The 22,649-nt window shown below is 51.3% G+C and carries 18 protein-coding genes; 16 read left to right on the top strand and 2 right to left on the bottom strand.

What is annotated here, in order from left to right; translation table 11 throughout:
* Positions 1-112: 112 nt before the first annotated feature.
* From Mcas_RS08190 to Mcas_RS18135, 12 genes are all read left to right on the top strand, one after another.
* A complete protein-coding gene (locus Mcas_RS08190) occupies positions 113-706 on the top strand; it encodes a sugar transferase (RefSeq protein WP_052567033.1) in 594 nt (197 codons plus the stop codon).
* The gene (locus Mcas_RS08195; RefSeq protein WP_040335041.1) at positions 703-2,244 is read left to right on the top strand and encodes a class I adenylate-forming enzyme family protein; all 1,542 of its coding nucleotides are present in this window, start codon (positions 703-705) and stop codon (positions 2,242-2,244) included. The genes Mcas_RS08190 and Mcas_RS08195 overlap by 4 nt, the downstream gene beginning before the upstream one ends.
* 288 nt (positions 2,245-2,532) lie before the next feature.
* The gene (gene rsxC / locus Mcas_RS08200) at positions 2,533-3,846 is read left to right on the top strand and encodes an electron transport complex subunit RsxC (protein WP_040335042.1); all 1,314 of its coding nucleotides are present in this window, start codon (positions 2,533-2,535) and stop codon (positions 3,844-3,846) included.
* A 66-nt stretch (positions 3,847-3,912) separates the two neighbouring features.
* On the top strand, positions 3,913-4,953 hold the full coding sequence (locus Mcas_RS08205) for an RnfABCDGE type electron transport complex subunit D (RefSeq protein WP_081853713.1): 1,041 nt from the start codon (positions 3,913-3,915) through the stop codon (positions 4,951-4,953).
* Entirely contained in the window at positions 4,950-5,585 is a 636-nt protein-coding gene (locus Mcas_RS08210; RefSeq protein WP_052567034.1) for an RnfABCDGE type electron transport complex subunit G, read from the top strand. Before Mcas_RS08205 ends, Mcas_RS08210 begins: the two co-directional genes overlap by 4 nt.
* Entirely contained in the window at positions 5,572-6,222 is a 651-nt protein-coding gene (rsxE, locus tag Mcas_RS08215) for an electron transport complex subunit RsxE (protein ID WP_052567035.1), read from the top strand. The genes Mcas_RS08210 and rsxE overlap by 14 nt, the downstream gene beginning before the upstream one ends.
* A 47-nt stretch (positions 6,223-6,269) precedes the next feature.
* Positions 6,270-6,863, top strand: coding sequence for an electron transport complex protein RnfA (locus Mcas_RS08220; protein ID WP_040335043.1), 594 nt, complete (start codon positions 6,270-6,272; stop codon positions 6,861-6,863).
* 201 nt (positions 6,864-7,064) lie between these two features.
* On the top strand, positions 7,065-8,252 hold the full coding sequence (locus Mcas_RS08225) for an RnfABCDGE type electron transport complex subunit B (protein WP_052567036.1): 1,188 nt from the start codon (positions 7,065-7,067) through the stop codon (positions 8,250-8,252).
* 20 nt (positions 8,253-8,272) lie between these two features.
* Positions 8,273-8,695 (top strand): hypothetical protein, encoded by a 423-nt coding sequence (locus Mcas_RS08230; protein ID WP_040335044.1) that lies wholly within the window; start codon positions 8,273-8,275, stop codon positions 8,693-8,695.
* 69 nt (positions 8,696-8,764) lie between these two features.
* A complete protein-coding gene (locus Mcas_RS08235; RefSeq protein ID WP_040335045.1) occupies positions 8,765-9,865 on the top strand; it encodes a poly(R)-hydroxyalkanoic acid synthase subunit PhaE in 1,101 nt (366 codons plus the stop codon).
* Positions 9,862-10,953 (top strand): class III poly(R)-hydroxyalkanoic acid synthase subunit PhaC, encoded by a 1,092-nt coding sequence (gene phaC / locus Mcas_RS08240; protein WP_052567037.1) that lies wholly within the window; start codon positions 9,862-9,864, stop codon positions 10,951-10,953. Before Mcas_RS08235 ends, phaC begins: the two co-directional genes overlap by 4 nt.
* A 191-nt stretch (positions 10,954-11,144) precedes the next feature.
* The gene (locus Mcas_RS18135) at positions 11,145-17,957 is read left to right on the top strand and encodes a serine/threonine-protein kinase (RefSeq protein ID WP_040335046.1); all 6,813 of its coding nucleotides are present in this window, start codon (positions 11,145-11,147) and stop codon (positions 17,955-17,957) included.
* A gap of 24 nt (positions 17,958-17,981) precedes the next feature.
* On the opposite strand, the gene Mcas_RS19195 is transcribed toward Mcas_RS18135, so the two are convergent.
* Both Mcas_RS19195 and Mcas_RS08250 read right to left on the bottom strand, forming a co-directional pair.
* Positions 17,982-18,227 (bottom strand): type II toxin-antitoxin system HicA family toxin, encoded by a 246-nt coding sequence (locus tag Mcas_RS19195; protein ID WP_081853715.1) that lies wholly within the window; start codon positions 18,225-18,227, stop codon positions 17,982-17,984.
* Positions 18,188-18,487: a type II toxin-antitoxin system HicB family antitoxin gene (locus Mcas_RS08250; protein ID WP_052567038.1), complete on the bottom strand. Its 300-nt coding sequence runs from the start codon at positions 18,485-18,487 to the stop codon at positions 18,188-18,190. Before Mcas_RS08250 ends, Mcas_RS19195 begins: the two co-directional genes overlap by 40 nt.
* 159 nt (positions 18,488-18,646) lie before the next feature.
* Here Mcas_RS08250 and Mcas_RS08255 point away from each other — a divergent pair, with 159 nt between their 5' ends.
* The 4 genes from Mcas_RS08255 (at position 18,647) to Mcas_RS08265 (ending at position 22,548) form a co-directional block, all read left to right on the top strand.
* Positions 18,647-18,871: a type II toxin-antitoxin system HicB family antitoxin gene (locus Mcas_RS08255; protein ID WP_040335047.1), complete on the top strand. Its 225-nt coding sequence runs from the start codon at positions 18,647-18,649 to the stop codon at positions 18,869-18,871.
* Entirely contained in the window at positions 18,790-19,095 is a 306-nt protein-coding gene (locus Mcas_RS17615) for a type II toxin-antitoxin system HicA family toxin (RefSeq protein ID WP_235203302.1), read from the top strand. The genes Mcas_RS08255 and Mcas_RS17615 overlap by 82 nt, the downstream gene beginning before the upstream one ends.
* Positions 19,096-19,394: 299 nt before the next feature.
* On the top strand, positions 19,395-20,747 hold the full coding sequence (locus Mcas_RS08260) for a GGDEF domain-containing response regulator (protein WP_052567040.1): 1,353 nt from the start codon (positions 19,395-19,397) through the stop codon (positions 20,745-20,747).
* A 121-nt stretch (positions 20,748-20,868) separates the two neighbouring features.
* Positions 20,869-22,548 (top strand): methyl-accepting chemotaxis protein, encoded by a 1,680-nt coding sequence (locus tag Mcas_RS08265; protein ID WP_040335048.1) that lies wholly within the window; start codon positions 20,869-20,871, stop codon positions 22,546-22,548.
* Positions 22,549-22,649 lie beyond the last annotated feature (101 nt).

Genomic DNA, 22,649 nt, shown 5'->3' on the forward strand with positions numbered 1-22,649 from the left:
AATATAAAGAGGATACGTTAAAATACAGTTTACAACATTCTTGTATCTATGTTATTATTAGGAATGGTATTTTTCATAGCTGTTAGAGTACAACCGTACAATTAAGATAAACTTGAAACAAGGAGCCATAAAGGCAATCATTGACAGGGTGTTAAGCCTGCTGTTGGTATTTCTATTGTTTCCCTTAATGCTGATAATCGGAATTATGGTCAAGCTGGACTCCCGTGGGCCTGTGTTTTTCTTGCAGAGGCGCTGTGGCCTTGGGGGAGAGGAGTTTTTGATGTACAAGTTCCGCACGATGGTCCAGGGTGCGGATGACTTCAAGGATGCACTCTCAAGTGAGACAGACGGCCCCGTGTTCAAGATCAAAAAGGACCCCCGGGTGACACGCATCGGACGAATCTTGAGACGCTGGAGCCTTGATGAACTGCCTCAGTTGCTAAACGTACTCAGTGGACAGATGTCCCTTGTCGGGCCGCGTCCCCTTGAGAATGTCGAAATGCAGGGTAACGACCACTGGCGGACGGTAAGACTTTCGGTCAAACCCGGCATAACCGGACTGTGGCAGATACATGGCAGGGATAGTTGCAAGTTCAGTGATTGGGTCAAATACGACGTAGAGTACGTACAGAATATGTCCCTGTGGCTGGATATCAGAATCCTGCTGGCAACCACGACGGCCATTATAAGAAAAAAAGGCACTTGATAACCGATACAACAGACAGGCCGCCTGCTACCACAGATGCAGGCAATACCGTCATAAGCGTCCTGGAGGCGCTGTATGACAACGTCCTGAGACGCCCCCAACACAACTTTATCCGTTACCACAACATGGTGTTGACGTATGAGGAGTTCTACGGACGGTGTTGTGGATTTACGCAGTTTCTGATGGCATCGGGGCTTAGGGCCGGCGACAGGGTCTGTTTGATCATGCCGCGAGTGCCGGAGTTGTTGCTGGCGTTTTTTTCGGTGGTAATGGCCGGGGGACTGCCGGTGCCAGTTAATTACATGATGGAGGGTACTTCACGCAATGTATTTATACACTCCCTTTCACCGGCGTTTATCGTGGTACATGAGAAGTACCTTTACACCCTGGATGACAACATCAAAGGAGGCATCGTCCTGGTTGGTAAACAACGGCGTGGGCTTATTGACTTTGACGGCGTAAGTCAACCAATCAAGGCCGGGCCACTACGACGCCCCGATGACTCCATCGCAGGTGACAAGCCCCTGTACCTCAACTACACAACAGGTTCAACGGGTACCCCAAAAGGGGCACTGGCCACTAATGACAACATCGCCGTCAACACCCTTGCAGCCATTGAGGCCATGGGTTTTAGGGCTGACGACGTTCACCTGTGCATGTTTGCCTCGTTTGCGCATCCGCATGAGCTATTTGCGCGTGCCCTGTACACCGGGGCATCCGTGGTACTCCTGGAGGAGATCAACCCGCGCACCATCGCCGCCACAATCGCAAGGCACTCCGTAACTGCCATGATGGGGCTGACTCCGATGTATGAGATGCTCCTGGCGCACTGCAAGGGGGCTAAACTGGACAGTCTCAGGGTGGCAGAGAGCGGTGGGATGTACACCCCTGCGGCGACCATCGCGGCGTTTAAACATACCTTTGGCGTTCCGATCCTTAGCGTCTGGGGCAGCACGGAGACCTCCGGCATTGCCATTGCCAACACCCCGCAGCACTACCGCATGGATGGCTCTATGGGCAGGGTCTGTCCGCATTACGTCGTGCGGTGTCTGCGTCAGGATGGCTCCGATGCCGAAATCGGTGAGGTTGGGGAGATGGTCTTTGAGGGACGGGGGGTTATCGCCGGCTTTTACGAAGACTCTCCACGCCATGAGTTAAATCCGCACACCGCCAAAAGTACGTTCCACAGCGGAGACCTCGCATACAGAGACGCTGAAGGCTACTTGTACTTCGTCGAACGACGCAGCGGACTTATCAAGGTGGCAGGGATCAAGGTCTATCCGTTGCAGATAGAGATAGCCCTGCGACAACACCCGGACATTGCCGAAGTCGCCGTGATCGGAATCGACGATAAGCTCAGGGGAATGGTGCCAAAGGCTTTTGTGGTCTTGCGTCAGGGCGCATTGTTAAGTGAGGCTGACATCCTGGCCTTCTGCAAGGAGACAATGGCCGCCACCATGATCCCAAAACAGATAGAACTCCGCTCCGAACTGCCCAGGATTGGTAGTGGCAAGGTCGATAAAAAGGCCCTCAGATGATATACGGCAGCGCTCCGATCCGGCGTGGTCACATCGCTTAAGCACAGTAACAATGTCATAAGCAGAAGAGTATAAGTAGCTTGACCCCATTTATTCTTAACCCTAATGTTCTAAACATTTATGCTCCGTTATTTACTACGAAAATATAAAAGTGCCTTAAATGCCGACAACCACGGTTGATTGTGGTGCTACCGCTATATATACCCTGCCCTTATTTTTTGTGCTTGCATAAAGTGGACAGTTTATCTTATAATGGGCAATATCATTTTATGGAGGCATAGATTTAAGATGGGTCTTACAACATTTGAATTAGGGGGCATACACCCGCCGGATCACAAGGAACTGGCCTCAGGTGCCCCTATTGAGGTTTGTAAGGGACCGGTAAAGGCAATCATCCCGTTAAGTCAGCACATAGGGGCGCCGTGCAAGTCGTTGGTAGAGGTCGGTCAGGCGCTCCATATTGGTCAACAGATAGGTAATCCGGAGGGTTTTGTATCCGCCCCCGTGCATAGCTCGGTATCGGGCAAGGTCTCTGCCATAGACACCTGTACGGTGGCCACGGGCAGGGTGATCCCAGCCATCATCGTCGATAACGACAAGTCCGAGCAGTGGACACCCCTGGAGGATGACCCGGGTTATCTCGAAAAGCCGCCTGAAACCTTGATGAAACGAATCAAGGCAGCGGGCATTGTGGGCATGGGCGGGGCCACCTTCCCTACGCACGTAAAGCTCTCCCCGCCAAAGGAAAAGACCATCGATGCTGTCATAATCAACGGAGCCGAGTGTGAGCCGTACCTTACATCCGATCACAGAGTCATGGTTGAGCGTCCTAAGGACGTTGTCAACGGACTGAGAATACTAATGCGTGTGCTGGGGGTCAACACCGGTCACATAGGGATCGAAAGCAACAAACCCGACGCCATAGCCGCAATCATAGCGGCATCCGCAGATTACCCCGAAATTCAAGTCTGGACTCTGGAAGTCAAGTACCCCCAGGGGGCGGAGAAGATGCTCATCAAGGCGGTACTTGGCAGGGAGGTTCCCGCCGGGGGATTGCCGATGGACGTCGGTGCAGTCGTCCAGAACGTTGGCACGGCACTGGCAATATATGAGGCGTGCAGGTCTGGCAAGCCGCTCGTTGAGAGGGTCGTCAGCGTCACCGGCAACGGCATCAAGACCCCCAAAAATCTAATGACACGCATCGGGACACCCATTTCGCAGTTGATAGCAGAGTGCGGGGGGCTTAAGGGCGGGGCGGCCAAGATCATCTCAGGGGGGCCGATGATGGGCTTTGCGGTCTTCAGCACGGACGTCCCCGTGATGAAAGGCACCTCCGGGATTGTCGTGATGCTTGCGCAGGAGACCTCCTACGGCGATAGGTACGGCAACTGTATCAGGTGTGGCCGGTGTGTGGATGCCTGCCCGATGGGGCTGATGCCGCTGATGTTGAGTCTGTTCTCCGAAAGGGGGCACTTCGAAGACGCCAAGAGCTATAACCTGTTTGATTGCTTTGAGTGCGGATGCTGCACATACGTCTGCCCGGCAAAACGGCCAATAGTTCAGCAGATACGGTTTGCCAAGACTCAGGTGAAGCCCGGATGAAGATAACAACGGCAAGACAACAGCTCCGGGGCAACAAGGCTACTATGGTAAATATAGAGAGGTTGCATGCAAGAAGAATCTAACAAGGGCCAAAAACCCAAAGAACAGGTCATTAATACGCAGGGATTGGTCGTCTCCGTAAGTCCGCACATACGCAGCGAGGAGACGGTCAACAAGATCATGTGGACGGTGAGCGTGAGCCTCAGTCCTGCATTTGTAATGGGGGTGTACTTTTTCGGCCCCAAGGCCATTGTGGTAACGGCCCTGTGCATCCTGGGCAGTTTGTTAAGCGAAGTGCTCATTCAGAGGCTTGCCGGTAAGGAGATCGCCATAAAGGATGGCAGCGCATTTTTAACCGGGCTGCTGCTTGGATTGAACATGCCGGTTACGGTGCCGTTTTACATCCCGCTGATAAGCTCATTCATAGCGGTTGGGATAACCAAGCAGTTGTTTGGCGGCCTGGGGTACAACATATTTAACCCCGCCCTGATGGGCCGGGCCTTTGCCCTGATCACGTGGCCGCGGGCAATGACAACATGGGCAGTGCCAACGCTGTCCTTTGCCGGCCTCGACGGCAAGACTACGGCCACACCCCTGGGAATACTAAAGGAAGAGGGATTGGTCAGGTTGCTTGAGGTCTTTGGAGACAAGATGCTCCTGTACAAGCAGTTGCTGGTTGGCTACAGGGCCGGCTCCCTGGGTGAGACGTCGGTTATAGCGCTGCTGATTGGGGCGGCATTTCTATTTTATTTCCGGTACATCTCCTGGCAAATACCGGTGAGCTTTCTGGCAACGGTGGCGGTTGGGGCGTGGATTTTTGGCGGTAAGGCAGGGTTGTTCTCCGGAGAGCCGATTATACACCTCCTAAGCGGCGGACTTATGCTGGGGGCCTTTTACATGGCCACAGACTACGTCACCTGTCCTGCCGTCAAGAAGGGGCAGATAATCTTTGGCATTGGTTGTGGCGCCCTGACGTTGCTGATCAGACTCAAGGCTGGATACCCCGAAGGCGTCATGTTTGCCATACTCATTATGAACTGCTTAACCCCACTGATAGACAGAAGCGTCAGGACAAAGGTGTTTGGGGCAAGAGGGGAAAAGACGTGAACGCAAAGGACATATTTAAAATAACGGTAAACCTGGTCGTGATCTATGTAGTTGGGGGCGTGCTGCTTGCCGCCCTGTACGCAAAGACATCACCCATCATCTTCAAGGCCAACCAGAAGGAAAAAGAAGAGGCCCTCCAAAAGATGATCCCCAGTGCCGACAAGATAGAGAAACTGGGCGATTGGTACCCCCACGAAAAACACTGCGAATACTACAAGGCACAAAAAGGCGGCGAGGTCGTAGGCTACATAGTCCAGTCAATGGGCAAGGGCTACTCAAGCTACATCGATCTCCTCTTCGCCGTCGATAAGGACATGAAAATACAAAAGATGGAGATACTCAAACAGGGTGAGACCCCCGGCCTGGGAGACGAAATCATGGCCGACAGCTTTAAGGGACTGTTTCCAGGCAAGGACCTCAATCACCTCAAGGTAGTCAAGACCGAAACGACTGAGTACATACAGGCATTAACGGGAGCAACCATATCCTCACGGGCCGTCACCGAGGACGCCGTGAAAAGTGGCTTGAAGTTCTTACAGGAAAAACTGAGCAACTCATCAGGCAACAACCAGGTTGACCAAAAAGACGACAACCACCAGTTAAAAGGAGGCAATGCAGATGGGAGCCATTGAGGCAACGGCTGGGAGGCCAAACTCCTTACAGTTAATAATCAGCGGAATCTTTAAAGATAACGCAATATTTCGGATGGCCATAAGCCTGTGTCCGGCCATAGCGGTGACCACGGGACTAAAGACCGGCTTCTTAATGGGCGTGGCCGTGATATTTGTAAACGCCATGGTCAACGTAACGGTGTCGCTGATGAGAAAGGTGATACATCCGCGGATAAGAATGCCCATCTACATGCTGATTATATCGGGGTGGGTGACGGTGGCCGACCTGACGCTTGCGGCATTCTCCCGTGAGGCCTACAAGCAGATGGGACTGTACATCCAGCTTATTGTGGCCTTTGCATCCATACTGACACGTGCGGAGAACTTTGCAAGCAAAAACAAGGTGGTGCCATCCTTCTTTGACGGTATCGGCATCGGAGCGGGGTTCTTCTTTGCGCTGGTGGTTATCAGCTTCTTCCGTGAGCTGCTAGGAAAGGGGGCGCTGTGGGGGGTTGACATCATTCATGCCAAACCCCTGTTAATAGCCCTGTTGCCAACCGGCGGATTCTTCGCAACCGGCCTGCTCATGGGCTTCTTCAACTGGATAGACATACGCTTCTATGGCGGCAAGGGTGCCGGCGGGGCCGGTGGCCATTGACTTTTATAACGTGGAAAATCCACAATATAAGGAGGTACTAACAGGACATGGACAGAGAACTTACTAAGCTGTTTGAAATATTTGTGGCCTCAGCCGTGATAAACAACTTTGTCTTTACAAGGTTCCTGGGGCTGTGCATATTCTTTGGAGTGACCAAAAAGGTGGAAACAGCCGTGGGCATGAGCATAACCTTCACCGCCGTTATGATGATTTCGGCTGCATTGAGCTGGGTCGTCTTTACCGCTGTGATGGTGCCGCTGGATATCACGTTTCTGAAGATCGTAATATTCATCGGAATCATCGCCTCATTCGTGCAAGCCTCTGACACGATCATGAGAAAGGTCTCCCCGGGGCTGTACTACAAGTTGGGCGTGTACCTGGCGCTGATATCCACCAACTGCATCATGGTGGCCGTGCCGCTTATAAATGCCGGCGACCACTACGGCTTCATAGAAAGTATCACCCTGGGACTTGGCTCCGGCATGGGATTTGCCATGGCATTGATTATAATGGCAAGCATACGCGAAAAACTCGAACTTGCAGATGTACCGGTCCCGTTTCGTGGCCTGCCCATAGCCTTTGTGACAACCGGCCTGATAGCCCTTGCCTTCACAGGCTTTGCCGGCATCATAACAATGTAGGGAAGATAAAGGTAAATATCGTGTGTATAGGAAATAAAATGGCACGTCAAGTGGTGCCGCAAGAAGGGGTCAAGGGGACTGGTCCCCTTGCGAGGGGGTTTTAAAGGGGGGCCAGGAGCGTCCTGGAGCGCCAAGAAGCGGCAGCCGCCCCTTTCTTCTCCCTCCCTTATAGAGTTAAACGCTTATGACAAGGATGACACAATGGCAGACATTTTGACAGTAAACGGTTTTTTTGACATTATACATCTGATCGACAGTGTGATCAACAGCATACCGCTGCCCTCTGTTGGTGTAGGTGGCGGTATGGAAGCCAAAGAGAGCGTGAACATGGGTGCAACCATCAAGTTTACGCTTCTGTTTGTTGGCGGCATCGGGGCACTGTTTGGGCTGGGCCTGGCCTTTGCGGCCAAGAGGTTTTCGGTAGAGGTAGACCCCAAGGTGGAAGAAGTCCGCGACGTGCTTGCCGGTGCGCAGTGCGGTGCGTGCGGCTTTGCCGGTTGCCAGCAATACGCAGAGGCGGTCGTACAAAAGAGCAATGTATCCCCCAACCTGTGTTCCCCAGGAGGATCGACTGTGTCCGAGCTGGTCGCCCTGATTACCGGCAAGAAGGCCTCTGCCAGAGAACCTCAGTACTCCCGGATTCTGTGCCAGGGAGACCGGGCAAGGTCAACAAAGAGATTCAAATACGAAGGCGTGAAGGATTGCAGGGCGGCAGTGCTTGCCGGTGGAGGAGACAAGTCTTGCGTCTACGGTTGCCTGGGCTATGGCACGTGTAAGAGCGTGTGTACCTTTGGTGCCATTGAAATGAGCGAACAGTCCCTGCCGGTTGTCAATACTAAGAAATGCACCGGCTGTGGGGCGTGTGCCAGGGCCTGCCCCAAAAAGGTGATTGAAATCCTGCCCTCCTCAAAGGCAGTGCTGGTGGCATGTCATTCCAAGTACAAGGGTGCTGATACCCGCAAAAATTGCCAGATCGGATGCATCGCCTGTGGCATGTGCGTCAAGGTCTGCCCCTATGAGGCTCCAAGCATAGCAAACAACGTCTCAACCATAAACATAGACAAGTGCAGGACGTGTGGCCTTTGCGCAATAAAATGCCCCACAAAGGCAATCGTAGACCTGCTCCTGCCCCGGTCAAAGGCCTTTATCACGGAAAGTAAGTGCATCGGCTGTAACATGTGCATGAAGGTCTGCCCCGTCAACGCAGCGTGCGGAGAACTCAAGAAGCCCCATACAATAGACAGCTCCCTGTGCATAGGATGTGGCATATGTACGGCCAAGTGCCCCGTACAGGCCATAGACGGTACGTTTAATGCACCAGAGGTGTTTGCAAAGGCCCTGGAAAAAAAGAGCGGGAAAAAAGACACTGAAAAAGAAAATGCTGCATAAACTATTGGGAGGTGACAACCATGGGCGATGATTTTTTGAAACACCTGATGGGGCTGTACAGCAGCCCGACGTTTAAGAATGCCTTTTCGGAGTTTCTCATGAAGATGCAGGAAGAGGGGCTGGATGCCGCCAAGAAATCATGGGAAATGTCGTTGCACAGGGGCGCAGTCAAGGGCAGCGGCACAGACCTGTTTGAGAAGATGATAGACTTCTACTCTGACATGGGCTTTGTATCCAAGAAAAAACACGAGGCCGTCCTGAAGGAAAACGAAGAACTCAAGAAGGAAAACGCCTTCCTGCGGGGAATCGTCCAGAATATGAACATGAGGGTATTTGAAGACGGCAGCAAAAACATCCAGGAAACCTGGAAAGATACGGTAGAAAAACAGATGGAGTTAAGCAAAGACATAGCAAAAAACTTCTTTGACTTGTTTAAGAAATAATAGATGACGGCAAGACAAGGCTGCATTAAGCGGCCATAGATATCTAAATTAATGAGGAGGATTGGACAGATGGATGAAAAGGCGTCTTTTATTGATTCGCTTATGAAGAAGCAAAAAGAATTCATCGACAACTGGTTGCATACGACAAGTAATATGCAGAAAGCCTTTTTTTCATACGGACTGCCTAAAGAGGGCGCAACCGGCGCTGCAAGCGGTATAATGAACCTATACAATTCATGGTTAAAGACGGTGGGTACCTCTTATGACGAACTGATGAAGATGTACCCCTCTGCAACAGGTAAAGACACACTTGGCAAGTTATTCAGGAGCTTTGACTCCTACGTCAAGGTCTTTGAGTTCTGGTCTCCGGTGCTCAATGCCATGCAGGAAAATGCATTAAATACCGAAGGATATCAGGATATGTTTGACCCTGAAAAGTTCAAGGCACTGACGGAGTCCATATACGGTCTTATGGGGCCGGAGTCGGCCTCAGAGATACTCAAACAGACCTCCGAACTCGTTGAGACCTGGGGTAAGGCAGCAACCAACCTGGTCAACCCCTGGGTAGAGGCATATCAGAAAAACATCGATATAGCAATGGATGCCTCATCGGCGGCAGACCCCAATGCGAGCATGAACATGTTCCACACCGTCTATAGGGCATTTGAAAAGACCTTCGGTAAAACCTTCAAGACCCCGCAAGTAGGAAAAGACCGTGAAAAACTCGAACTGATCCTCAAGACCATGGACATGTATTCGGTCTACACGGCAAGCTCGGCAGAGTTTCAACACAAGATGTTCGTAGCCGGCGAAAAGGCCATGAAAAAAGTCATAGATAAAGTTGGCGCAATGATTAAGGCCGGTGAGCAAATCAAAAGCTACAACGATTTCTACAAACTCTGGACGGAGATAACCGAAAACGAATACTTTGAGCTGTTTAACACGGAGGATTTCTCAAGGGTTCAGGGGCAGTTGCTGGATTCAGCCCTGGAATTCCGTAAGTACTATCACAAACTGATAGAACTCTACCTGGTAGACCTCCCTATCCCTGTACGGACCGAAATGGATGACGTCTACAAGACCATCCACGACCTCAAGAGGAGGGTCCGCACCCTCGAAAAACTCGCAAAAAAGGCTGAAGCAAAGAACGAAAAGGAGAATGAAATATGAAGACACCTTTTTTGACTTTTGATACGAAAAATATCGCAAAAGAAATGGTAGACATGACCCAAAAAATGGTAAAAGGCTCGGAGACCTTCATGAATATCGAAGATATCGATGTAGGCATCTCGCCCAAAGAGCTTGTTTATCAGCAGGACAAAATGAAGCTCTACCACTACAAGAACGAAGGCAACGTAACATGCAAGGTGCCCGTTCTGATAGTCTACGCTCTTGTCAACAAGGAGTACATGCTCGACCTGCAACCGGACAGAAGCATCGTCAGAAACCTCCTAAACCACGGCGTAGACCTCTACATAATTGACTGGGGATACCCCACCAGGGCAGACAGATACGTCTCTCTGGATGACTACATCAATGTGTACCTCAACGACGCCGTTGACTTCATCAGGGAGTCTAGCAATAATGACAAGATCAACCTCATGGGCATCTGTCAGGGTGGCACGTTCTCTACGATGTTCAGCGCCATCTACCCGGAAAAGGTAAAAAACCTGATTACGCTCGTTACCCCCATCGACTTCTCAATCAAGAAGGGATTACTCTTTAACTGGTCCCGCAACATAAACGCAGATACCCTGATTGACACCTATGGTGTGATTCCCGGTGATTTCCTCAACAGCGGCTTTCTCATGCTCATGCCCATCACCCTCAACGTAGGTAAGTACATCGGAATGCTCGACGTCGTAGAGAGTAAGGAAAAACTGTTAAACTTCCTCAGAATGGAGAAGTGGATATTTGACAGCCCCGACCAGGCCGGTGAGTGCCTCAAGCAGTTCATCAAGGACATGTATCAGGAAAACAAACTCGTCAAGGGTACCCTAAAGATCGGCGACAAGGACGTTGACCTCAAAAACATATCCATGCCCCTGTTGAACATATACGCCAATGCCGACCACATCGTCCCACCGGACGCCACCAAACCTCTCAATGACCTCGTAAGCAGCACCGACAAGGAACTCTACGAGTTCAAGGGCGGACACATCGGCGTCTTTGTAGGCGGCAAGTCGCAAAAGGAACTGGCCCCGGCAATTTCGGCCTGGCTGCATAAACGAGCCGACTCTAACGGGCAAAGGTACTAGTCTTAACATTACCCCCCACCCCCCTCTCCCGTCAAAGGGGGGGTGGTTAAAAGTAGGTAGTTCCGTAACTCATAACATTCTCCAAGTGCAATTGCCCTGTACACCTGAGTTTTGCTCTTGACTATTGCGGATGGTTGTGTCAACATAAAAGGTGAGTTACATACTATGAATCGGGTATTTTGCATGTAATTATGAAAGCAACAGAGTGGACTGTTGGTGATGTGTTGTTGGACCTCTATGAAATACGTGAGGTCTACAAGAGTGGCGGTATGGGGGTGGTCTACCGGATATTTCACAGGGGCTGGAATGTGGAATTAGCCATGAAAAGCCCGCGCCCCGAGTACTTTCAAAAGGAAGAGGACAAACGCAATTTTGAACGTGAAGCCGAAACGTGGATGGACCTCGGGCTGCATCCCAACATCGTCAGTTGCTACTACATAAGACGTATTGATGACATTCCCCGTGTCTTTGCCGAATACCTTGGCGGAGGCAATCTGAGGGACCACATACGCAAACGTAAATTAACTACCCTGGAGGGTATCTTAGACATAGCAATCCAGTTTGCCACCGGTCTGCACTATGCCCACGAAAATGGCCTGGTGCATCAGGACGTCAAACCGGCCAATGTCATGTTGTCCTATGACGGGATAGTCAAGGTGACGGACTTTGGACTTGCCAAGGCCAGGGCACTCACCGACACCAAGGCCATCGATCAGGGCATCAACCGGGGGATGCTGGTCAGCTATGGCGGCATGACACCGGCCTACTGCTCCCCAGAGCAGGCAAGCTCCGCAGAGAGGTCAATGCCCACACTGTCACGGTCTGCACTGCCAAACCCTGCACAACAAACCATCGTTACGCCCACGACAAGTTCCTTACTGTTGGCGACCGACAAATCCCTGTCCACAAAGACAGACATATGGTCATGGGGGGTGTCCATACTGGAGATATTCGTAGGGGGCATAAACTGGATGACCGGTAGCATTGCCGATATCGCACTGGATAACTACCTCCAGAATGGTCCCATGGACGATATCATACCCCGTATGCCCACGGAAATCGTAAGTCTGCTCAAACGCTGTCTCCAAAAGATGCCTGAAGATCGCCCCGCCTCCATGCTTGAGATCGTGGAGGAGTTAAGGCGCATATATCGTGATATCACCGGCAAGGCATATCCGCGTACCCAGTACCTGGCCGGTCGGGCAACCGCCGATGGTATCAACAACAGGGCAATCTCACTGCTTGACCTCAAAAAAACCAGCGGGATTGATGCCCTCTGGAAGGAGGCATTGAAGACCGACCCCCTGCACTTTGAATCCACATACAACCTGGCTCTGTATGAGTGGAAAAACGGCATGATTACGGAAAAAGATATCATTCGCAGGATAAAGGCGATAACGATCAAGCGTCATATGAACTGGCGGGAGTGTCACATGTTGGGCAACCTGTACATGTTTTCGGGCAACTACTCAAAGGCGGTAGAGGAGCTGTGGAAGGCCGTAGAGTCGGAGCATCCCTCCGCCGCAGAGATAAAGGACCTGGTGTTGGCCCTCTGTGCAGAGGGCAGGGCCTTTACCGCAACGGCCAGTAGTAAGGTCCCCGCTGCCATTACCCTGTGGAAGGATGTGGAGAGACAATGCCGCAGTATTATAGAGGACGTCCCCACTGGAACCGAAAAGACGCAGGAGCATCCCGAAACCGAAAAAACTAAGGAGCGTCCCGTAGCGGTAAAGAGCGCAGACCCCTACATAGTATCTGCCTGTACGCTGGCCCTGACCAGACAGGGCAGACAGAAGGAGGCCTATGAGTTTTATACCTCCTACAGAGAGAAATCACCGGGGATGCCTTCCTCTGCAGCGGAGGCGTTTCATCGCTATCTGCCCGGATTTGAGACCCTGCATACCATAGAGGAACACAACGGCATGGTCAGCTCCATTGCAATCACCCCCGATAGCAAGAGGGCAATCTCTGCCGGCAGCGATGACAAGACGGTGCGCGTATGGGACATCGAAGAGGGCAAATGCCTGACCACACTGTATGGACACACCGATTGGGTCACATGCGTGTGCGTAAGCTCCGATGGCAGATTTGCAGTATCGGGCAGCAACGACAAGACCCTGCGGCTGTGGGATATCGGCTACAGTGTTGAAGGTACCACGGGCAGATGCGTGCGGGTTATCAGCAACTCTGCAAGGAATGGCTCATCAGAGGGTAACGACCCCGCAAGCAGGATAACGGCGGTGGCCGTTACACCCGACAGCAAGTACATCCTGGCCGGATTCAACGACGGGGCTTTGTTGTTGTTTAGCTTGATATCCGGTGTAAAACTGAGGAGTTACGATGGCCACAGGGGCAGGATTACATCCGTGGCAATTACCCCCGATGGCCTCTATGCCGTAAGCGGAAGCGCCGATACGACAGTGTCTCTGTACAACATCGTTACGGGCAAACTGCTGCGTACCTTCACCGGACATAGGGGTGGCGTGACTTCGGTTGCCATAAGCCCTTCAGGGACACTGCTCCTGACCGGCAGCGAGGACAAGGCCATGCGTCTGTACAATCTCGCAACGGCCCAGTGTGTGCATACCTTCAGAGGACACACGGGGGAGGTCTTATGTGTGGCATTCTCTGACGATCAGACCTTGGCCGTCTCCGGAAGCAAGGATGAGACCTTATGTCTGTGGGATATAAGAAGCCGTCAGCGGGTCTTTTTATTCAGGAGGTTTGAGGGGCCTGCCCTGGCAATCACGCCATCGGGCAGACGGGCGGTCTATAGCATATGGAATGGCATCAGGATCGTTGAGATCGCCAATCACTATCCCCTATCATATGCCATCGCCATACCGGTTTCGTCGGTGGAGTCAGAGGAGCGCGAGGCGGCCTTCCGGAAAGAAATACAACGCGCAAGGGACCTCATCAGGGCCAACAATATAAGAGAAGTCCCTGAAATTATTAAAAGGGCTCGTGATATAAAGGGCTATGAAAAAGACAGAGATGCCCTTGAGATAAAGGAACAGTTGGCGGCCTACTTCCCAAAAATGGAGCTGCTTGGCGCCTGGCAGCTTAACACCTGGGAACTCAACAATCCTGCCGGTCATACCGGTGGTGTCAATGCCGTAGCGGTTACGCCCGATGACAGGTATGTCATTGCCGGGGCAGAGGATGGCTGCCTGTATATGTGGGAGCTTGACTCCGGCGAACTCAGCGGGGTGTTGGAGGGCCATAAGGACAGCGTTACAACGTTGGATATCAGTGCTAACGGCAGATATGTCATCTCCGGCTCCAAAGACAAGACGGTGCGCCTGTGGGAGCTACCGACGGGGCAGAATACTATTGCTCAGACGTTTTATGGCCATACGCTCTATGGTCATTCCGGCAGCATTAGTAAGGTGGTCTTTGGTACGGACCCTCACTATGCACTCTCTCAGGACTATAAAGGCGTGCTACTGTTCTGGGACCTGGTCAACAGGGAGGCTGTACGGACATTATACGATAAAGAGGGTTGTACCGTAGCGGCCCTGCACCCTGACCTCAGATACGCAATCTCCGGAAGGGCTGACGGTGTCATCACCATATGGGATATCGCACTTGAGGAGCGGTATCGTACCTTTAAGATGTTAAACAAGAGCGTAACGGCTGTGGCAGTGAGCTCCGATGGCAGATTCATTCTGACGGGGGCACTCTACGACGGCACTCTCCAGTTGTGGGATTTCAGAAGTGGCAGGAACCTTCGCAGTTTTACCGGCCACACGGGCGGAATAACCACCGTCTGCTTCAGTGCCGATGTCAGGTACATATTGTCGGTGGGCGCTGATAAGACCATCCGCATCTGGGATATAGAGACGAGCAGGGAGGTGCGCAAGTTTACCTTGCACGGTGAAGACATAAACACGGCGGTGTTAAGTCCAAACGGCTGGTTGGTTGTTACCGGCAGTAAGGACAGGACGTTAAGCTCGTTTTACCTGGACTGGGACATTGTCGCCCTCAACTATGAAGACTGGGACGACAGGGCGTTGCCTTATCTTGAGACCTTTTTGACCATGCATACGCCGCTTTCACAAAACACCCTGCTGCGACGGGGAATGCCACAGTACAGCGAAGAGGACTTTGACTCACTGCTGAGGCAATTGAGCCTCAAAGGTTTTGGCTGGCTCACTCCGGAGGGGATCAGACAAAAGCTCGACTACCTCCGGAAAAACGCCGCCGATAAGTCCACCGAGTCAGAGAGAACATATAAAATGCTCATAGGTCTCAGTCTGGCCCTCATCCGGGAGGGCATTAAGGAAGGCGCCACTGACCACGACTCCAAGGTGGTGAGTGCACTGGAGACGATTAAAAAGGCACGTTCTATAAATGGCTATGCCAGAGATGAACAACTGTTGAGGATATATGACAAGATATCGGCCGTATTTCCGAAGAAGGACATTTCGGCGGCATGGAAGGTCAGATATTTTAAGAGCCACGAGGCGGCCATTAACACGCTGGCCGTCAGCCCCAACGGCAAGTATGCCATCTCAGGCGGGGATGACAGAAACGTCTGTCTGTGGGATATAGCGTCCAGGACGCTTGTGAGGGGGTTTGCGGGACACACGGCAGAGGTCATGGCTGTGGCATTTATAGACGACAACCGTTTCCTTTCAGGCGGTGCAGACAAGACCCTCCGGATGTGGGATATCAAAAGCGGACAATGTTTGAGGGTCTTTAGTGAGCACACGGAGGCAATATGCTCGCTCTGGGCAGACGGGGTCGGGCTGATAGCGGTCTGTGGCTGTATTGATGGCTCGGTCCGTGTGTGGGACATCGACGGTGGGGATATATTACGTATATACAAAAACCCCCCGGGTAGCGTAAACGCACTGGCAGTAAGCTCTAACCTCAAGATTATGCTAACGGGGGGCAAAGACAGAAAGCTCACCCTGTGGCAGTTGAGCACGGGAAAGCCTTTATGCGTTATGCAGGGACACTCTGATGCGATAACTGCCCTGGCCATAGCCCCCAACGGGATGTTTGCCGTATCGGGCAGCGAAGACAGGTCAGTGCGGAGCTGGAACCTCTCCACGGGTGAGGCAATGGACACATACGAAGGCCATAAATCCGGGGTAACTGCCGTCGATATAAGCCCCGATGGTACCTTTGTGGTATCGGCTGGAAGGGACAACAGGCTTTGTCTCTGGAGGCTGTCAAGCCAGGGACGCCCGGCAGCGGAAAAGAGCCGGGAGCATCCGGCAGCGGGAAGTAAGGATGAGTTTCGCACGCTCAAGGGGCACGATGACGCAGTGCTGGCTGTAAGGTTTACCCCTGATGCCTCTCATCTTGTGTCGGCGGCAGTGGACAGGACGCTCTGTCTGTGGCATCTGCAGTGGCAGGAGGCCCTACAATCGATTAATGGGCCTGCCGATGCCGAGCAACAGTGCGGGAAATACATAGAAGACTTTCTCCTTCGCTACCGGCCACTGATGAAGGACTCTCTCACCAGAAAGGGCAAACCCCAGTGGGGTAAGGACGCCCTCAACGGGTTTGTCATGGAGTTACGTTACCGGGGGCTTGGCTTGATACCGGTGCAGCAGGTTACGCAACGGCTGATGCGCCTTAGTGACGAGCAGGGACGCAATGCCGGGGCGCTTGAAGCCGCATTTACGCAGTACATAGAGGGGGCGGGAGTATCGCTCAAGGACAGGGCTTATGCAAGGAGCCTGGGATTTGTATCAAAGGCCGTCGGCATCGAAGGGTACGCCAGGGACCCCAGGGCACTCAGTGCGATAGCAGAGTTGGCGGTTACACAACCCCGAAACAAGCTCAACTCGTTGTGGAAGCACAAGACCCTTCCGGTAAAGGGGGCAAGGGTCAGCGTGTTTATGTTCATGCCCCCGGGGGCATCCGGCAGCGGTAAAGAGCCGGGGCGTTATGCCCTGTGCACCGTTGCGGGCAGTGACAACACGACTGCGGTATACGATTTGCGGACTTGGCAGCCGCTGGTGGTGTTCAAGGGACATCAGGATACCGTAACTTCTGTGGGGGTTTCCTACGATGGCACGGTGGCCGTATCGGGCAGCAAGGACAAGACTCTGCGTCTGTGGGACGTTGCCACGGGGCAGTGTAGGGGCGTCCTTGAAGGGCACACGGGGGGGGTTAATGCCGTGGCCGTCACGGCAGATGGCAAGTACGTTGTCTCCGGCGGCGATGATGCCACTCTCAGACTGTGGGATGCCGCCGCAATGTCAAAGGTCAAGGTCTTTAAGAACAACGACCTCGCTGTCAAGGCCCTGAAGATAAGCCCCGATGAGTTGTATATTTTCTGTGGAAACTCAGACGGCACGCTCAACTTTATGGATATAGCGTTAGGGCGCCTCATACACGCCTTCAGGGGACACGAGGGGGCTATAACGTCGCTCAGTGTCTCCCCCGGTGGTCGCCATGTGATCTCCGGTGGAACCGATGCCACAATCCGGTTGTGGGACATTCCAACGGGTGAGTGTTTTCGCACCTTTACCGGGCATGTCGGGGCCGTTACGACGGTGGCCGTCACACCTAATGGCCGATATCTGATCTCAGGCGGTGTTGACAAGACCGTGCGGATATGGGACATACCCTCTGCCCAAGTCTTTGACACCATACAGTGGCATGCCGCAGAGGTGTGCTGTGTTGCCGTCAGTGGGGATGGCACGTATATGTTTTCCGGGGGGCAGGACCCCTTTGCATACCTGTGGTACCTCAACTGGCACCTGATGCTCAGACCCATTACCCAATGGGACGATGGCGCCAGGGCATTTCTGGAGGCATTTATCTGTATGCGCACGGCAAAGCTTGGCACCCACTCCGTCTTTGCCAGGAAGCCGCAGTGGTCGGAGGATGACTTCAACGCCCTCCTGCAGACCCTCGCACACGCAGGCTACGGATGGCTGGCACCACAGGGCATAAGAGACAAACTCCAGGAAATGGCCGATAAATGGAAAACCGTCCTGGCAGGAAAAAAGAAGTTCTTTGAAAAACAGTTCAGGTCATAGCCAAGAAAAAAAGACAAAATCACTTTACCGCAATTCTAAAAGCAACTTTATCTCGTCATCTGTAAATCCAAGCTGTCGCATTATTCGCAGAGTATAATAAGGAGAAAGTTCTTTAGCACCCATATCTATCAGAACAACTCTTTTTCCTCCCTTAAAATAGCGAACATAAATACTATGGTCTCCTTTACCTTCCCTATAATAAGCACATCCACCTCTTTCTAAAATACGGATTAGTTCTCTTGGCTTAAGTGATGGGAAATTCTTAAGCATATACCTTTTTTTAATTCATATGCTTCTTCGATAACTGTATCAGTTTCAAAAGATAGAAACTCATGTAGTTCACTTATATGTAAAGGCTCATTATAGATATATTGTTCGGATTTTAAGATATCGTCAAATGACTCGACCGCCTCTTTAAGCTTCTCTAAAGCAGTATCTTTAGTATTCCCCTGTCCTACTAGTCCATTTTCAAGACAAAGAGCTACCCAATAATTTCCGCTTTTTCGTAAAACTGCTGTGTAAAAATCCATTAATCTCACCTCCTATGCATGATACAAACAGTATGGAATGTTTACTCCCTTTTGTGTCCATAAAAAAATACTCCCGTTATGTTATGATAAGGGTAAAAGTATTTTACCATATTTTACTATTTTCTTGCGTAATATGAGTTAATAAGGAGTAAGCAGAGTATGGCACGGATATTTAAAGTGATCATTATGTATGATCATGAATATGAGGGATATGTTGTAGATGTCCCTGAGCTTGTAGGGTGTATGAGTCAGGGCAAGACTATGGATGAAGCCCTGGCCAATATAAAGGATGCTATCAGGGGATGGTTGTATGTAGAAGAAAGTCATGGAAGGTTGGATATTCCAGAAAGAACAGAGGTGTTTTTAGGGGAAGTAACGATCTGAAAGATATGGGAATACTTTCCAACATGTCGGGCAGAGATATTGTTAAGGTCTTTAAGGAGTTTGGGTATACAGAGGATCATCAAACCGGAAGCCATGTGATACTATACCATGACACAAGGGCAACATTATCAGTTCCAAATCATAGAGAAATAGCGCCAGGTTTACTGAGGGGATTAATAAGAAAAAGCGGAATAAGTGTTGATGATTTTATGAAGGCCAGGTAAGCACTAAGAAGACCGTAACTTGACAATGTCACATTATAAGTAAAACAAGGGATTGTCTGAACCAGGATTACACAGATTAAAGGATTTACAGGAAAAAGGGATAAGACCTTTTTTTTTAACAAAATCCTGATAATCCCCGATAATCAAATCGCTCCTTACAGTCGCCAGGCCGTTAAATCGTGGTTCAGACATCTTTGGTTGCAGAAATTGGAATGTGACATTGTCAAACTACATATCAGGGTAAAACTGCATTTCAATTTTTTTACTTTTTCTGACGGTTTTTGTTAATATATTCTAACATGACGGATATAAAAAAGCAGGCAATCGAGGAGAAGATGAAGGACCTCTACCTTGACAGTACGACGATACTGTACGTGGAGGATGAGGAAATTATACGGACCAACGTAGCCCGTTTTCTCAAAAGACGCATAAAAGAACTTTACCTGGCCACAAACGGCAAAGAGGGCATTGATCTCTTCAGGCTGAAGAACCCCGACATTGTGGTAACCGACATCCGTATGCCTGTCATGAATGGCCTGGACATGGCCGGCGAGATAAAGGCCATCAACGACGACTGTCCCGTCATTATCACTACGGCCTACAATGACGAGGAGTATTTCCTCAAGGCCATCGATATCGGCGTAGACAAGTACATTAAAAAGCCCATAAACAATAAAGAACTGCTGCACGTCCTGTTAAAAACCGCACGGATAGTCATACAGCAGAGGGATATTGATGCCAAAAACGAATTCATAAGGACGATCCTCGACAACAATCCGACCTTTATCATGATCACGGACGGTGAGAACATCACCTTTCTCAACAAGTCTTTCCTGAACTACCTGGGATTTGCTACCATCGAGGAGTTTCAGTATAAGTGCAAGACCCTAAACCGGTTTCTTGTGTTAAAGGAGGAGTCTTTCTATAAGGGGAAGTCGTTTCAGGAGTGGTTGGGGATTATCGTAAGCGGCAACAGCAAGGATTACATCGTACATCTTTCGGGCAAGGGTGAGTTAAAGAGCGAGGCAAGGGCCTACCTGTTACATGCCAGCGAAATCCCCGGACATAACAAGGGGGGAAGGTATCTCGTCTCCTTTACGGACGTCTCACACATAGAGATGGACCGCAAGAAGTACCAGAACCTCGCATGTAAGGACCCGTTGACGAGTATCTATAACAGGAAGAAGTTCGAGGATGAGCTGACTAAGGAAATTGAGCGTGTAGTGCGGTATAAAAGTAACCTGGCTATCATTATCTTTGACATAGACCACTTTAAGCACATAAACGACAACTATGGCCATCAGGTTGGAGACTACGTCTTGCAGGAGTTAACGGCCCTGGTGGATGTGCATATCAGGGCTACGGACATATTTGCGCGTTACGGTGGTGAGGAATTTATCATCCTGACCCCCGAAACCACCATAGAGGGGGCAAGGGAGCTGGCCGAAAAGCTCCGGGAGACCATTGACGGCTACGCCTTTAACCACGTAGGGCATGTGACATGCAGCTTTGGGGTCTCCGAGTATGTGAAGGAGGAGTCTGCATACATATTTATAAAAAAGGCTGATTATGCCCTGTACATAGCCAAAAACAAAGGACGCAACAGGGTCAGTATCATCGAAAAGGAACATTCACTTGTCTTTAACGTATAGCCCCCTTGGATGTTGCAAGTCCATATGGCAGCGATGTCTTTTTAGGCTGGATTGACAAACTATATGACTGATATGTTATCATTGCATCCAGCAATGTAAGAAAAAAACAAACGGAGGTAAGATGTTTAAGAATCTAAAGATAGGCGTAAGGCTGTACATGCTTGTGGCATTTATGGCAATCCTGGTAATAGGGATCGGGTTGCTGGGCATACATGAAATCAAGCAGGCAAACAGCGTAATCAAGAGCGTGTATGAAGACAGGCTGGTACCTCTTGGGCAGGTTGCTGATATAGGAAGGCTGAACCTCAGAAATCGGATAGAAATACTGCAAGCCCTGCAAGACCCCAAGCCAGATGTAATCAGCAAGCGCATTGCAACAATGGAAGAAAACATCAATAAGATAGGCGATCTATGGAAGGCGTATGCAGCGTCCTACATGACCCCCGAGGAAAAGGCCCTTGCGGATAAATTTGTTGCAGATAGGGCAAAGCTCCGGGAAGAGGGGTTTAAACCGGTAATGGAGGCCCTCAATGCCGGAAAAATTGAAGAGGCCGCAAAGCTCAATGAAGACCGCGTAAGACCGATGGCAGCTCCTGTAGCACAAGGCATAGATGCACTGAAGCAGCTCCAGGTGGATGAGGCAGACAAACTCTATAAGCAATCGGTAAAGGAATACGAATCCTCGCGCAACATGGCAATAGCGGCAATGGTTATCGGTCTGATATTAGCGATTATCGTGGCATGGTGGATCATAAGCAGCATCGTGAAGCCGTTAAACGAGGGCGTGAGCATTGCCACTAGCCTGGCCGAGGGTGACCTCACCGTGCGAATTGACACCTCCAGCAAGGATGAGACCGGGCAGCTCCTTACGGCAATGAAGAACATGGTCGAACGGCTCAAGGAGGTCGTCAGCAACGTGCAGAATGCAGCGGACCAGGTTGCCTCAGGCAGCAACGAACTAAGCTCAAGCGCACAACAGATATCGGAGGGCGCCACGGAGCAGGCGGCATCGATTGAGGAGACTTCGTCGTCGATGGAGGAGATGTCGGCCAACATCCGACAGAACTCGGACAACGCCGCCCAGACGGACAAGATCGCCGTAAAATCGGCGCAGGATGCCAAGGTGACAGGCCAATCCGTCAGCGAGGCCGTCAGCGCCATGAGAGAGATAGCCAGCAAGATCAACATCATAGAAGAGATCGCCAGACAGACCAACCTACTTGCGCTTAACGCGGCAATTGAGGCAGCCCGTGCCGGTGAACATGGCAAGGGTTTTGCGGTTGTGGCCTCCGAGGTCAGGAAGTTGGCCGAGCGTTCACAGAAGGCCGCCGGGGAGATCACCGAGCTGTCCGGGACAAGCGTTCAGGTTGCCGAAAACGCCGGGAGCATGCTCCTCAAGCTCGTCCCCGACATCCAGCGGACGGCAGAGTTGATCCAGGAGATCAGTGCGGCAAGCAACGAGCAAAATGCCGGAGCCGAGCAGATCAACAAGGCCCTCCAGCAACTGGACAACGTCATCCAGCAGAACGCCTCCGCCGCCGAAGAACTGGCCTCCACCTCCGAGGAGCTTAGTGCGCAGGCAGGAATGCTGCAAGAGGCGATATCGTTCTTCAAGATCGGCGACGGCGGCAAGAGAAGGTCCACAGCAAAGCCCGCTGCCAAAAAGGCCCAGATAGCCCACATGCCCGCCCATGCACCCGCCCCTAAAAAGGCAGCTCCCCCACCAGCCCCCAGGCAAGAGGCAAGGACAAACCTCAACCTCGCTGAAAAACACAGCGACGACGAGTTCGAACACTATTAAGAAAAAACATAAAAGGGAGGGCTTTGCCTATATGCCAGGGGTCGCCGACCCCCTCCCTCAGACCCACCCACAAGGGGACCAGTCCCCTTGACCCCGTAAAG

It is taken from the genome of Candidatus Magnetobacterium casense (genome assembly GCF_000714715.1).
Taxonomy (GTDB): Bacteria; Nitrospirota; Thermodesulfovibrionia; order Thermodesulfovibrionales; family Magnetobacteriaceae; genus Magnetobacterium; species Magnetobacterium casense.